This window comes from Bifidobacterium sp. M3-N-101, assembly GCF_023656805.1.
Lineage (GTDB): Bacteria > Actinomycetota > Actinomycetes > Actinomycetales > Bifidobacteriaceae > Bifidobacterium > Bifidobacterium breve.
In genome coordinates, this window is the sequence record NZ_JAMOKQ010000009.1 from 71,529 (window position 1) to 84,794 (window position 13,266).

General features: G+C 54.0%; 13 protein-coding genes and 2 pseudogenes. 7 read left to right on the plus strand and 8 right to left on the minus strand.

Annotation, left to right across the window (positions count from 1 at the left end; translation table 11 throughout):
• Positions 1-26: 26 nt before the first annotated feature.
• From NBH12_RS08485 to NBH12_RS08495, 3 genes are read right to left on the minus strand one after another with little or no spacing between them, the layout of a single operon-like run.
• Positions 27-815, minus strand: coding sequence for an amino acid ABC transporter ATP-binding protein (locus NBH12_RS08485; protein ID WP_003833468.1), 789 nt, complete (start codon positions 813-815; stop codon positions 27-29).
• Complete coding sequence (locus NBH12_RS08490; protein WP_003829075.1) at positions 808-1,515, minus strand: amino acid ABC transporter permease; 708 nt, start codon at positions 1,513-1,515, stop codon at positions 808-810. The genes NBH12_RS08485 and NBH12_RS08490 overlap by 8 nt, the downstream gene beginning before the upstream one ends.
• Positions 1,493-2,155 (minus strand): amino acid ABC transporter permease, encoded by a 663-nt coding sequence (locus NBH12_RS08495; protein ID WP_025221487.1) that lies wholly within the window; start codon positions 2,153-2,155, stop codon positions 1,493-1,495. The genes NBH12_RS08490 and NBH12_RS08495 overlap by 23 nt, the downstream gene beginning before the upstream one ends.
• 441 nt (positions 2,156-2,596) lie before the next feature.
• Here NBH12_RS08495 and ychF point away from each other — a divergent pair, with 441 nt between their 5' ends.
• Positions 2,597-3,697: a redox-regulated ATPase YchF gene (gene ychF / locus NBH12_RS08500; protein WP_014485005.1), complete on the plus strand. Its 1,101-nt coding sequence runs from the start codon at positions 2,597-2,599 to the stop codon at positions 3,695-3,697.
• Between the two features lie 180 nt (positions 3,698-3,877).
• On the opposite strand, the pseudogene NBH12_RS08510 reads toward ychF, so the two are convergent.
• Together NBH12_RS08510 and NBH12_RS08515 are read right to left on the minus strand one after the other, a co-directional pair.
• Positions 3,878-4,628, minus strand: a pseudogene (locus NBH12_RS08510) (AraC family transcriptional regulator).
• Positions 4,629-4,765: 137 nt separating this feature from the next.
• Positions 4,766-5,023 carry a TfoX/Sxy family protein gene (locus NBH12_RS08515; RefSeq protein WP_048349503.1) on the minus strand — a complete coding sequence of 86 codons (258 nt, stop codon included), beginning with the start codon at positions 5,021-5,023 and terminating at the stop codon, positions 4,766-4,768.
• Positions 5,024-5,099: 76 nt separating this feature from the next.
• Here NBH12_RS08515 and NBH12_RS08520 point away from each other — a divergent pair, with 76 nt between their 5' ends.
• From NBH12_RS08520 to NBH12_RS08535, 4 genes are read left to right on the plus strand one after another with little or no spacing between them, the layout of a single operon-like run.
• The gene (locus tag NBH12_RS08520) at positions 5,100-5,387 is read left to right on the plus strand and encodes a hypothetical protein (protein WP_225851421.1); all 288 of its coding nucleotides are present in this window, start codon (positions 5,100-5,102) and stop codon (positions 5,385-5,387) included.
• Between the two features lie 25 nt (positions 5,388-5,412).
• Positions 5,413-6,480: an MATE family efflux transporter gene (locus NBH12_RS08525; RefSeq protein ID WP_236716570.1), complete on the plus strand. Its 1,068-nt coding sequence runs from the start codon at positions 5,413-5,415 to the stop codon at positions 6,478-6,480.
• A 27-nt stretch (positions 6,481-6,507) separates the two neighbouring features.
• Positions 6,508-6,795: a hypothetical protein gene (locus tag NBH12_RS08530; protein WP_228429055.1), complete on the plus strand. Its 288-nt coding sequence runs from the start codon at positions 6,508-6,510 to the stop codon at positions 6,793-6,795.
• A 4-nt stretch (positions 6,796-6,799) separates the two neighbouring features.
• Complete coding sequence (locus NBH12_RS08535; protein ID WP_052789063.1) at positions 6,800-9,043, plus strand: ATP-binding cassette domain-containing protein; 2,244 nt, start codon at positions 6,800-6,802, stop codon at positions 9,041-9,043.
• A gap of 95 nt (positions 9,044-9,138) precedes the next feature.
• On the opposite strand, the pseudogene NBH12_RS08540 reads toward NBH12_RS08535, so the two are convergent.
• Positions 9,139-9,436, minus strand: a pseudogene (locus NBH12_RS08540) (IS256 family transposase); the annotation flags it as partial.
• A 217-nt stretch (positions 9,437-9,653) separates the two neighbouring features.
• Here NBH12_RS08540 and NBH12_RS08545 point away from each other — a divergent pair.
• A complete protein-coding gene (locus tag NBH12_RS08545; protein ID WP_019728038.1) occupies positions 9,654-9,809 on the plus strand; it encodes a hypothetical protein in 156 nt (51 codons plus the stop codon).
• Positions 9,810-9,906: 97 nt separating this feature from the next.
• Here NBH12_RS08545 and NBH12_RS08550 read toward each other — a convergent pair whose 3' ends face one another.
• Both NBH12_RS08550 and NBH12_RS08555 read right to left on the minus strand, forming a co-directional pair.
• On the minus strand, positions 9,907-11,172 hold the full coding sequence (locus NBH12_RS08550; RefSeq protein WP_051129432.1) for a Fic family protein: 1,266 nt from the start codon (positions 11,170-11,172) through the stop codon (positions 9,907-9,909).
• A gap of 544 nt (positions 11,173-11,716) precedes the next feature.
• Positions 11,717-12,082: a YccF domain-containing protein gene (locus tag NBH12_RS08555; RefSeq protein WP_052789064.1), complete on the minus strand. Its 366-nt coding sequence runs from the start codon at positions 12,080-12,082 to the stop codon at positions 11,717-11,719.
• A 237-nt stretch (positions 12,083-12,319) separates the two neighbouring features.
• On the opposite strand from NBH12_RS08555, the gene NBH12_RS08560 reads away from it, so the two are divergent.
• Positions 12,320-13,189 (plus strand): class I SAM-dependent methyltransferase, encoded by an 870-nt coding sequence (locus NBH12_RS08560; protein WP_003829104.1) that lies wholly within the window; start codon positions 12,320-12,322, stop codon positions 13,187-13,189.
• Positions 13,190-13,266: the final 77 nt, after the last annotated feature.

A 13,266-nucleotide genomic window follows, 5' to 3' on the forward strand; every position in this document is an offset into this window, starting at 1 on the left:
TTGATGATTCGGCATGAACGGAGTACTCATGCCTCACCGCCGACCGGAGCCATGCTCTCTAGGAAGTTCCTGGCACGGTCAGTTTCGGGATTCGTGAAGAACTCGTCGCCGGGCTGACGTTCCAAGATCACGCCGTTCTCCAGGAACATCACCGTGTCGGCCACGCGCCGGGCGAACTCCATCTCATGGGTCACCACGATCATCGTCATATGGCGCTTGGCGAGACGAAGCATAAGCTCCAGCACCTCACGCACCATTTCCGGATCGAGTGATGCGGTGACTTCGTCGAACAGCATGAGCTCGGGGTTCATCGCAAGCGCACGCACAACGGCGATGCGCTGTTTCTGGCCTCCTGACAGTTCGCGCGGGTACGAGTTCTTGTATTCGGTGAGCTGCACGTCGGCCAGCAGCTGATCCATCTGCTTGGCGACCTCGGCCTTCGGGCGCTTCTGCACCTTGGTGGGGCCCAGTTCGATGTTCTTGGCCACGGTCAGATTCGGAAACAGATCGTAGCTCTGGAACACCATGCCGATTTCGGCACGCAGCTTGCGCCAGGTCTTCTCGCTGTTATTCGCGATCTTCTGGCCCTTGAACCAGATTTCACCGCCCTGAATGGTCTCCAAACCGTTCAGGCAACGAATCAGTGTGGACTTGCCGGAACCTGAGGGACCGAGCAGCACCAGCACCTGGCCGCGCTTGACGTCGAAACTGACATCCTTGAGCACTTCGTGATCGCCATAGGATTTGCGCAGATGACGGACGGACAGCAGCGGTTCGGAGTCGTTGGACACGGACACTTCTTCTGAATCAGCCATTGTTACGCTCCTTGGCTCGCTTCTCCAGGGCCTTGGCGATCATCGCCAGCGGCCAGCAAATGATGAAATACAGCAGGAAAATGAATCCGTACACCCAGAATGCGGCGTCCGGGTGGGTCATACGGTTGGCCTCCATGATCTGCTGGCCCACCGTGATCACGTCGATCACGCTGATGAGCAGCAGCAGGGACGTGGTCATGATGACGCGCGCCGCCAGATTGATGGTGGCCGGAACCATCAGGTTGATGGACTGGGGGATACGCACGTACCACAGCACCTGCAGTCCGTTCATGCCCAGCGCCTTGCCGGCATCGACCTGATGATCGGATACGGAAATCAACGAGCCTCGTACGATATCGCTGATTTCGGCCGCGACCCATAGGCCGAACGTCACGACTGCCACGGTCACGCCGTCGACCTGCACGCCAAGTTCGCGCGGCAGGATGTAATAGGTGAGGAACAGCAGTACCAGCGTGGGCACGATGCGGAAGAACTCGAGGTACAGCCTCAGCACCGCGCGCAGTACCGGATTGCGCAGGATACGCAGTGCGCCGAGGATGATGCCCAGGGGAATGCCCACCAGCAGGGCCAGTCCGGCCACCGTGATGGAGGTGCCGAGTCCGCCCAGCAGACGGGTGAAGTTGTCGCCGGTGAACAGCACGCTGGCGCCGGAGGCCTCAGTTATCGCCGAAAGTACCACGACGGACCCTCCTTTCCAGCAGTGTGAGGATGACGGACAACGGGATAAGAATGATTGCGTAGGCGATGACCAGCTCCAGCAGGTATTCGTCGCTGCGGTAGTACATGCCGATCAAGTCGCGTGCGGTGTTGGTCAGTTCCGGTACCGCGATAACGGTGAACACGGAGGTCTCCTTGACCATGAAAATCACGTTCGCGGCGACGGCCGGCACGCTGCGCGTGAGTCCCTGCGGCAGGGTCACGTGACGAATCATCTGCAAAGGCGAGAGTCCCAGCGCGCGTGCAGACTCGTTCTGCACCTGCGGAATACCACTGAAGCCGCCTTGGAATGCGCCGGACATGTATGCGGAGCCCAGAATGGACATACCGACGACAGCGCAGATCTCGGCGCTCCATTTGATGCCGATGGACGGGAATCCGTAATACAGGAAGAACAATTGAATCAGCAAAGGGGTGTTGCGGAACAGCTCCTCGAATACGGTACTGATTTGGGCGAGCACAGGCACGCGGTATTCGCGCAGCAATGCCAGCACCAATCCCAGAAGGGTAGCCAGCACCACGCTGATTGCGGAAAGACGTAACGTCAAGACGAACGCCCTCCCGAACAGTGGAAGACTTGCTTGGATGACTTCCCAGCTCACAGCCGGCCCTCCTTCCGTATACGTAGTAATGCTTGTTGCATGGTCTCTCTCAATGGTTGCGGGCCGCATGTATGGGGTAAAACGTAGCGGCTCCGTGTGCTACCCCATAAGGATAACGGGTGGCGGGGGTGTATTTCGCCAAGAAAAGAACGTTCGACGAGTGCGGATAAAGGTATTGACTTGGAGGTCGGGGTGGTGTATTGCAAGAGCCGTTGCTCGAACTCGCAGCCGGCTGATGCGCAAAACCCAGTAGTCGCAACCGATGGCATGTGATTGATGAGCTTCGCAATATGCATTGATGATGTGCCGGCCGGGTTTTGCGTTATGAACGCCGTTTATACCCTGCTATCGGATACTCCGAAATGGGGATGTTCATATTGTGCGAGTCGAGCATTTCGCGGTTCCCGTGCGCTTGTCGCTTGGCTCTTTAGACTTAAAGGCATGTCTCTTACTATCGGAATCGTCGGACTGCCCAACGTCGGCAAGTCCACCATGTTCAACGCACTGACCCGCAACAACGTGCTGGCCGAAAACTATCCGTTCGCCACCATCGAACCGAACACTGGCATCGTACCGTTGCCGGACAAGCGCCTGCCGGTGCTGGCCAAGCTGGTCCACACCGAAAAGGTCGTGCCCGCCACGGTGACCTTCGTGGACATCGCCGGCATCGTCAAGGGCGCCTCCGAGGGCGAAGGCCTGGGCAACAAGTTCCTGGCCAACATCCGCGAGGCCGACGCGATCTGCGAGGTTGTGCGCGCCTTCGAGGACGACGACATCGTCCACGTCAACGGCAAGGTGGATCCGGCCGACGACATCGACACCATCAACACCGAGCTGATCCTCGCCGACCTGCAGACCATCGAAAACGCGCTGCCCAAGCTGGAGAAGGATCTGCGCGGCAAGAAGATCGAGCCGGCCTACATGGACGCTGTCAAGCAGGCAAAGACCATCCTTGAAGCCGGCGAGACGCTCGACAAGGCCGCACGCGAAGGCCGCTTCGACAAGGATTCCGTCTACGACCTGCATCTGATGACCGCCAAGCCGTTCATCTACGTGTTCAACGTGGACGACAACGAGCTGGCCAACAAGAACCTGCAGGCAAAGCTCGCCGCATCCGTGGCCCCGGCTCCGGCCGTGTTCCTCAACGCTCAGTTCGAGGCGGACCTGACCGAGCTCGACGAGGCGGACGCCCGCGAAATGCTGGCCGACGCTGGCTTGAGCGAGTCCGGTCTCGACCAACTGGCCCGCGTGGGCTTCGACATCCTCGGACTGCAGACCTTCCTGACTGCAGGCGTCAAGGAGGTGCGTGCTTGGCAGATCCACAAGGGCTGGACCGCCCCGCAGGCCGCCGGCGTGATTCACACCGACTTCGAAAAGGGCTTCATCAAGGCTGACATCGTCTCCTACGACGATTTCGTGGCCGCCGACGGCTCCATGGCCAAGATCAAGGAGGAAGGCAAGCTCCGTCAGGAGGGCCGCGACTACGTCATGGCCGACGGAGATATTGTGGAGTTCAAGTTCTCCCCAACGTCTAAGAAGTGACCGTTTGGTAGTGCTGAAAATCTGGGAATTCTAGGGTGTGTTTACATTATCTAGGTTTTGTGTGATATCTGGCGTACACACACGATAATTATCACACAAAACCTAGATAGTGTAAACACACCCTAAATACCCGGTGATATGTAAAACACCGTCAGCGCCCGTGCGCAAAATGGTGTCCTGTCATTTGATAGGAATAAAAATTTTAACTTCATTATCTGGATCATCAAAGGATAGAATTTCATGCTCATAAACTTCAAAATCTTCCCTGTCATCCAGTTCTTCCCTTGTGGTCTGCAACCATGTTCCGAAGATATACTGATATGTTTTATATAAAGTTTCCAAGTGTGCCCCGGTGGGTGAAAACAGCGTATCTTCCTGCACGCAGCGTCTTTTTTGCCAGTTCCAGCGGCAGGCAATCAAAATCCTTCACCGGACCGCCGATCATGACGGAATATAACGCGTCGCCGTCTTTTGTATAAGCCGTCTTCTGCGTTTCACAGATGCCATATCCCGCAGATGTGGTGAAAAAATCTTTGTTAAGACCATGGAACTGTTCCCACAGTCCGGGCAGCTGATTGTCGGACAGGGAAGTAGTCCCCCGAAGCCCAGCTACTTCTGTCTCACCTAGCAGGATGATCTTGGGAGCGTGTGAAATATGATTGGCAATATGGCACACATCTTCCGGCGCCAGTTCTTTTTTTGCTTTTATCACCAAATCAAGTCCGGCTTTCCGGTAAGCTACAGGACTGTATCCAAAAACAGCTTTAAAGGCCCTGCTGAACGCCTCTGACGATTCATAACCACAGTCAAGTGCAATATCAATGACCTTCTGGTCGGAATGAATCAGTTTTTCGGACGCATTGTAAAGCCTCCGACGGTTGATATAGTGTCCCACGGATTCACCTAAAACAGAAGAAAACAGGCGGGTCATGTAGTAGTAGGAGTAGCCGGTTTCTCTTGATACTTCATTCAGACCGATATATTCATTTAGATGTGCTTCGATATAGGTAATGGCCCTTTCTAAAGGGGGATATCGTTTCAAACAGGCACCTCCATCCGTTTTTACTATTACTTTTTATATCTGTTATAAAATTCTCTTAATGCTTCTTTTCTTTCGTTTGGCAATAAAGTTTTTTTTATGCCTAAGATTGCACCCTCTAATGCGTAGAGTTTATTGATACACGCTGTTTTATCAATTTGCTGTATTTTCAGCCATGCTTGTTCTGCTCCTATGGATTTCAAATCGTCTTCATCTAAAATACCAACTTGTTTTAATTGATTAGCTACAGCGTTTCCTATGTTAGGTAATTCCGATAAATTCTTCATATTGCCTCCCAGATGTTCACAGTTTTTCCTATCCACATTATATCAGTTCTATTTAAACCAAACAATGCCCCCAGGAATGGAAGAGTTTCGGATATCTGAAGCCACCTGGTGCATGGTAACAGCAGATCCATGCTGCCATGTGACTTCCGATAATATGTTCCGGTATCTGCATTTAGAAGTTCTGCCATCATCAGGCCTTTTTTATGCAGAGCTGCCGGATATCGAGGTATACCCTATAGAAGGCGGGGGCATGGAGACGCCGATTCAGGAGGCATGGTTTGCCGTCAGGCCTTCGGATGAAAAAACCGCAAAAAGTATCATGAATGGTTTGCGCTCCTTTGATACGCTAATCCAGCGTAAATGATGAAAAAACCAAAGGAGAAAAAGAGATGGACAAGACTATTAAAACAGTGAGGGGAAACCCTCTTGCAGCCGAACCTCTCGGCAGGCTGCTCATAAAATTTGCAATCCCATCTGTCTTATCCATGCTGGTGGATGCACTTTACAACATCGTAGACCAGATATTCATTGGGCGTGGGGTGGGATATCTTGGCATTGCTGCAACCACGGTTACTTTTCCTTTCGTCACGATTCTTTTATCCATCGCCACCCTGCTGGGGATTGGCGGCAGTGTCTATACGTCCATGAACTTAGGGGCAGGAAAAGAAGCAGAAGCCGAAAAAACCCTTGGAACGGTATTCACTCTGTCTGTTGCCATAGGTATTCTTTTTACCGTTATATGCCTTACTTTCCTGAAACCGCTGGCACTAGCTTTTGGGGCTACGAAGGGGGCGCAGGGCTCATTGTCCTATGTGTTGGATTATGTCCCCATCATTTTACTTGGTGCACCCTTTAGTATGGCAGCTATTGCCCTGTCCAGTATGGCCAGAGCGTGTGGCAGCCCCATCCTGGCTATGGGATGCTTCCTGGTCGGAGCGGTAATCAACCTGGTTTTGGATCCAATCTATATATTTGTTTTTAACTGGGGAGTGAAAGGTGCAGCAATCGCTACCGTAACCTCGCAGATCATGTCCGCGGTCATACTGTTGGTTTACTTTTTAAAGAAAGGGCATATCCGGTTAAGAAGAAAAAATATCTGCCCTACATTACCCATCTGCGGTCAGATATTTGCGTTTGGGCTTCCATCCTGCATGATTCAGGTGGCGGTAACAATTCTGCAGATTGAACTGAACAAAGCGGTGGTGAGCTGTGAAATGGCAGGCGTTGGCAGCGAAGCGGCACTTAGCAGTCTTGGGATTGTGCTTCGGATCAGTTCTGTAGTGGTTGCTATCTGTGTGGGGATTGCACTTGGGATGCAGCCCATCATCGGATTTAACAAAGGCGCTGGTTTCGAACACCGGGTCAAAGAAACCTATAAAAAGGCGGTTGGCGCAGCTACGGTGGTTTCTGTGATTGGCTGGCTTATCTGTGAGTTATTCCCGGCGGAGATTCTGTAGATTTTTGGGATGAATGAGCCAGCATCTATGGCATTTGGTATCAAGTGTATGCGCATTTCCCTGTTCGGACTGGCGTTTACTGGATTTCAGGTGGTGTCAGCCCAGTATTATCTGGCAGCCGGACAGGCAGTGAAAGCGATGCTGCTTTCCATCCTCCGGCCACTTCTGCTGATGGTACCGCTCATCCATATTTTCTCGGGTATCTGGGGAATGGACGGGATTCTGTACGCAGGTCCCACCGCAGACATCCTTACGGCTCTGATTGCAGCAGGTTTGGTTGGATATGACAGCAGGAAAAAGAGAAAAGGAGTGTGATCAGATGGCAGACATTATGGTGTATGGGCTTACCCAGAATAACTTGAAACACGTTACATTCAGAATCCCGAAGGAAAAAATCACAGTATTTACCGGGGTGTCCGGGTCCGGGAAATCCAGTATTGTCTTTGACACGATTGCAGCGGAATCCCAGCGGCAGATGAACTTAACCTACCCGGCATTTGTACGGTCCAGGCTTCCCAAATACCCCAGACCGGCAGTGGAGCGCATTGACAATCTGACACCGTCCGTTGTGGTGGACCAGTCCTCCTTAGGGGGAAATGCACGCTCCACAGTAGGGACCATCAGCGGACTGTATGCCAGCCTGCGGCTGTTGTTTTCCAGGATTGGGCAGCCCTTTGTGGGAACTGCGTCCTATTTCTCTTTTAATGACCCCAACGGGATGTGCAAGACCTGTTCCGGTCTCGGAAAAGTTACAAAAGTGGATATGGAAGCAGTCCTGGACCGGAATAAATCCTGGAACCAGGGCTGTGTGAAGGATTCCCTGTACCGTCCGGGATCCTGGTATTGGAAGCAGTATGCTGAGTCAGGGCTGTTCGACCTTGATAAACCCATCCGGGATTACACAAAAGAAGAATACAACCTTCTTGTCTATGGTGCCCGTGATGGTAAGGGAGAGCCGGAGAACCCGAAAGTAACTGGACTGTACCATAAGTATACGAAGGCCCTCTTAAACCGGGATATCAGCAGCAAAAGCAGACACACCAAAGAGAAGTCAAAAAAGCTGATTACGGAAATAGAATGTAGTGACTGTCATGGAAGAAGGCTGAATGAGGCGGCTTTGAACTGTAGAATAAACGGGTATTCTATTGCAGACATGTGCGAGATGGAGCTGACTCTCCTGCGGGAAGTCCTGACACAGATCACGGACCAGACAGTGGGTCTGCTGGTTCATACCATCCTGGAGGGATTGGACCGGATGATCGAGATTGGACTCCCTTATCTGCATCTGAACCGGGAAACACCCTCCCTGTCCGGCGGGGAGGCCCAGAGGCTGAAGCTGGTCCGGTATATGGGAAGCAGTCTGACCGGGATGACCTATATCTTTGACGAACCCAGTGCCGGGATGCATCCACGGGATGTCTACCGTATGAATCATCTTCTCAAGAAGCTTCGGGATAAAGGAAATACAGTCCTTGTGGTGGAACACGATAAAGACGTAATCTCCATCGCAGACCATGTCATTGACGTGGGGCCTGCGGCAGGACAAAACGGCGGTGAAATCGTGTTTGAGGGAAGCTATCCGGAACTACTTAGGACAGATACCCTGACGGGAAAATCCATGCAAAAGTTGTTCCCCATAAAACAGACGCCACGTAAAGCCGCAGGCAGCCTGCCGGTAAGGGATGCCTGCCTTCATAACCTAAAGCATGTGGATGTGGATATCCCTCTGGGGGTCATGACGGTGGTGACTGGTGTGGCTGGTTCGGGAAAGAGTACCCTCATTTCCCAGGTATTTGCGAGAGCGTATGAGAATGAAGTGGTGATGGTGGACCAGGGGCCGATTACAGCTACCAGCCGCTCTACACCAGCTTCCTACCTGGGCTTCTTTGATGAGATACGAAAACTTCTGGCAAGGGAGAACAATCAGCCGGAAAGCCTGTTCAGTTTTAATTCCGCCGGAGCCTGCCCAATCTGCGGCGGCAAAGGTGTTCTCGTTACGGAACTTGCCTTTATGGACCCGATTGTTACAGAATGCGAGGCATGCGGCGGTGTGCGGTATAACAGGGAGGCCCTTGCCTGTACCTACAAGGGGAGGAATATTGTCCAATTGCTGGGGCTTACCGCTTCCCAGGCACTGGAATTATTTGAGGATACCAGGATCAGGAAACGCCTGAGCGTAATGCAGCAGGTGGGATTATCCTATCTGACGCTGGGGCAGCCCTTTAGTACCCTGTCCGGGGGAGAGCGGCAGCGGATTAAGCTGGCAAAGAACCTGGGGAAGAGCGGTAGCATCATTGTCATGGATGAGCCGACCACAGGCCTTCACAGGTCCGATGTAGATAATCTGTTGAAGCTGTTTGATGGGATTGTATCCAGCGGAAATACGCTGGTAGTGATTGAGCATAACCTGGACGTGATGAAGCAGGCGGACTGGATTATTGACATCGGCCCCGATGGAGGGAAGAACGGGGGAGAAGTGGTATTTACAGGGACACCGGAGGAGATGCTTCAAAATGCAAAGACACTGACAGCGGACTGTCTGCGTGCATCCAGTATTTCATAGGCGAATTCCTGTTTTCCCTGCTCCTGATTAGAAAATTAAGGGTTATAGGTCAAAATGTGTGTCCGGCGCTCGAGTCGTTCGTCGGTCATCGCGTTGGCCGCGAGCCCCTCGTCGAGGAACGCGAACGGCTGGCCCTCCCGGATGCGCCTGGGATCATGCGCCGCGCCTTGACGAGCCTTTGGTGCATGCCGTTCACGCTGCCGTCGGCGTATTCGCTCTTCTCGTCGAGGAACGAGGCAAAGTCCTGCTCCCACCGGCTGTAGGAGACGAGCCACGCCGTGGCGGAGTCCCGGTCCTTGACGCGTGCCGGGCGGCGGCAATCGCGCGCAGCCGTCTGCCGGCCTCCAGGCGGGGCCGCCTGCCGGTCAGTTCGAGGATGTTGGCCTGCACGTGGTGTGTACTGCTTCAATATTTGTTGGGCGGGTTCGGCAGTGTTTTTCCGCAGTGTGGGCTGATGGTTTTCCCGGTGTCGTCATCGTTTCCCGGTGATGTGAGAGGCATCGGTGCCGCCGCCTGTATATTCCCGAGTTGCGATTCGAATTGGATTCGGCCGCATGCCTTTCAAAGACACAAACGTGGTAATTCATGAAACGAATTCTGGTGCTCGTGAATGAGTGATCCGAGCTCATTAGATTCTGTATTCGGTGACGGCTTATTCCCAATGCAATGGATGATGTATGCCGTCGTCGTAGTGATGATGTTCAGAAAGAAAGTTTTTTTCCGTGGCTTCCCCTCGGCGAGGGAAGTTATCGCTGAAGGCGACTGAGGAAAGCGATGAAAGAGAGGTCCGAGCAGTGTTGGCTGCCTGGGCCTTTCCACGTAGTATGGGCCTCGTTGAGATGTTTGCGTCCACCTTTCTTCATTTAGGCTTCCGCGTTCTCGTCGACTCCTGTGACGAGAACATTCCTCAATGATTTCGATACCTGTATTTTCAGCGGGCGTTTTCCGGTCTGTACGACCAGCCCCGCGGCCAAGAGCTCTTCCACGTATTTCCTTGCGCTCTGTTTGGACAGTCCGATGTGATGGGCCACTTCGTCCAACGACATGGATTTGGACGAGTCGAACAGCTCTTCCTGAATCACGCCATAGAGCACCGAGACGGCATTGCGCGATAGGCCATGCCTCTTTTCAAGCTGTGTACAGAGTATCCGACCTTTGTCGAGCTGATCGACCTTGATACTGAGTTCGTCAATCAGCTCATCCTGGGCTTGTTGGATGAATCCGAGGATGGTGTTCACGAAGAGCGTGAGTTCGCCGCAGTTCAGCTTGTCTTCCGCTTCCATGAATGCTTTGTAGTAGGCGTTCTTGTTCTCCGCGATGGTGCGGGACAGGGATAGCACGGTGGGCATAGTCAGGTCATGGTTCAGGTACAGGGCCAGGAGATACCGGCCGGTTCTGCCGTTGCCGTCGTAGAACGGGTGGACGTATTCGAACAGGAAGTGCGACATGATGGCCGACTGCAGCCGGGGAATCTCGTCGGAGGTCGCGAGATGGATCATATCGGTGAGGAGTGCGCCGATGTTGCCTTCGCCTTTGACTCCGTTATGGATCGCGAGGCCGTGCGGCCCCTGTATTTCCACATCGCCTTTCCGGAACAGGTCGCCGTCCGGCTGATCGCTCTCATCGATTTCGTCGAGCACGACCTTGTCATAGATGTCGCGGATGTCGGCGATGCCCGCCGGCAACGCGGAGTCCTTGTCCGTGAGGTTCAGGTACAGCTTGGCAAATTCGCTGAACCGCGCCTTGGAGTCGTCGCCGTCCCTCCTTGCCTTGTCGGCCGCGTCCACGGCGTCCTGGGTTTCCTTGCGGGTGCTGCGCACGCCTTCCATCTCGTTGGTGGCGAACAGTTCCTCACTGATGGAATGCCGTATGTAGTCCCAGCGCATGACGCCGGGAATCTGGTTCCAGAGCCGTGATACGCGCCTTTCGGCGAGAAGTATATTTTCCGTGAGCAGGGTCGTCTCGCGTGGCGTGGCGGAGAACAGCTCGCCCAATGGCGTGATGACCCCGGTCCTGAATGTGGAATCTGCCTCAAGCCGCTGCCGTGCGAGTGCCGCATGGTTATTGAAGGAATCGACTGACCTGTCGGCATGGAACAGCCTTGCCAAACTTCTATACTTCATATCCATGAGAGAGACTCGCTTCCCAAAGAGCATCCTTGATTGTAGAAAGTATAAGATAGAGAAGGAAATGAGTCAATAAACAACTATAAAATCATGGATGATACAAAAATATAGTTGTGCGCATGACTGCGTGTGAGTGACATATGTAGTGCCCGAAATGCGTGTCAGTAGTGAAATACTTCATGATCTGTTGTTCTTTCTGAATATGTGATGGTATGCAATGGGTTTTGCCGCGGTGCATTGCGTTGCGACGATGCCAAGAACGCATACTCGTATAGGTACGTTTATGGGGCATGGTGCGAACGAGTCGGCTCGATATCACCGGCAATGATTCAGCTATGCGTCAATGAGAGGTGTACTGATCAGATGACGTGTTCGTTCACGCCGTTGCTGCTTAATGCGATGTGTTGAATCATGGTTCGCGCACTATAAGGCATTGCATCCAAATCCGTCAAATCACGCGGTGTGTGAAATGCCCGTTGTATATAAAAAAGTCCGGTGCAACGCACGATGATAATGCGTTGCACCGGACTTACTGCAGAAACAATTGTTACAGACTGTAGATCTGTGCGCCGAACGGCCAGAGCGCGAGCTTGGCCATTTTGAACGACTGGAGGCCGAACGGGATGCCGATGATGGTGATGCAGTTGAGCACGCCTGCACCCAGATAGCCGAGTGCCATCCACCAGCCGACCAGCACCACCCAGAGGATATTGGCCAGCGTGGAGCCAACGCCGCCACCGTATTGCACGGTTTTGCCGAACGGTGTCAAGGTAAGGCCCGCCATTTTGAACGCCTGAACTCCTAGTGGAATACCGATAATGGTGATGCACAGAAACAGTCCGATCAGTGTCCAGCTGATGGCGATTGCCAGTCCGCCCAGAATGATCCACAGAATATTGCCGATGACCCTCATCGTAAGTTCCTCACATTTGCCGGCATTGCGCCGGATACCGAATCGAATTCTGGATTCCATTCTATTAGGCGAACGCGGGCGATATGTGGGGAATCGGTGACGGGACCCCTGAGCATCCCCTGAATCGTCCCTGAGCCGCATGCTCAGGCGCCTACTCGGGTGAGCATTCTCACATTCGGCTGATTTCTAGCGAAAAACCCTTGTGCGGGCGGGCTGTGGACTATAGCATCACGACACATGACCACTACACCGCAGCCTTCTCAGGCATTTCAGTCCACTGCCACCAAACCCGCCACCAACCGCGAGCTGCCCCTGCCGCAGTCCGACCGAGACCCCGCGCACCTGCAGGGCCATTGGCTTCTGGCCCGCATCGGTAAGCACGTGCTGCGCCCCGGCGGCAAGAAACTCACCGAACGCATGCTCGCCAACGCGGACATCGCCGGCAAGGATGTCGTCGAATTCGCCCCGGGGCTGGGCCTGACCACTAGGGCGATTCTCGAGCGCGACCCCAAGAGCTACCGTGGCGTGGACCGCGATCCGCAGGTCGTGGACATCATCTCCAAACTCACCAGTGAGAAGGCCACGATTCCGGCAAGCTGCGTGCAGCGCGACGCCGCCGACACCGGTCTGGAATCCAACAGCGCCGACGTGGTGATCGGCGAAGCCATGCTTACCATGCAGACCGAGCGTGGCAAGCAGGCGATTATCGGCGAGGCCTTCCGACTACTGCGCGCCGGCGGCACCTACTCGATTCACGAACTCGGCCTGCAGCCGGACAACCTGGACGAATCCGTCAAGGATGAGGTGCGCAAGGCCCTGGCTCGCAGCATCAAGGTGAACGCGCGCCCGCTCACCGAGCAGGAATGGCGCGAGCTGCTGGAAGCCGAAGGCTTCGAGGTGCTGTGGAGAGGCAAGGAGCCGATGGCCTTGCTGGACATGAAGCGCAATATCGCCGATGAAGGTATCGGCGGTGTGCTGCGCATCCTGCGCAACGTTCTGGGCAACAAGGACATCCGCGCCCGCGTGCTCAACATGAAGCACACCTTCGACAAGTACAGCAACGAACTTACCGGTATCGCGTTCGTGGTACGCAAGCCCGAAGCGTAACAGCGGTGTGCCGGCCCACGATGGCCGGATAATGGAAAACGACCAAAAGCGATGACGCGTATGTGAGGTACGCGCGA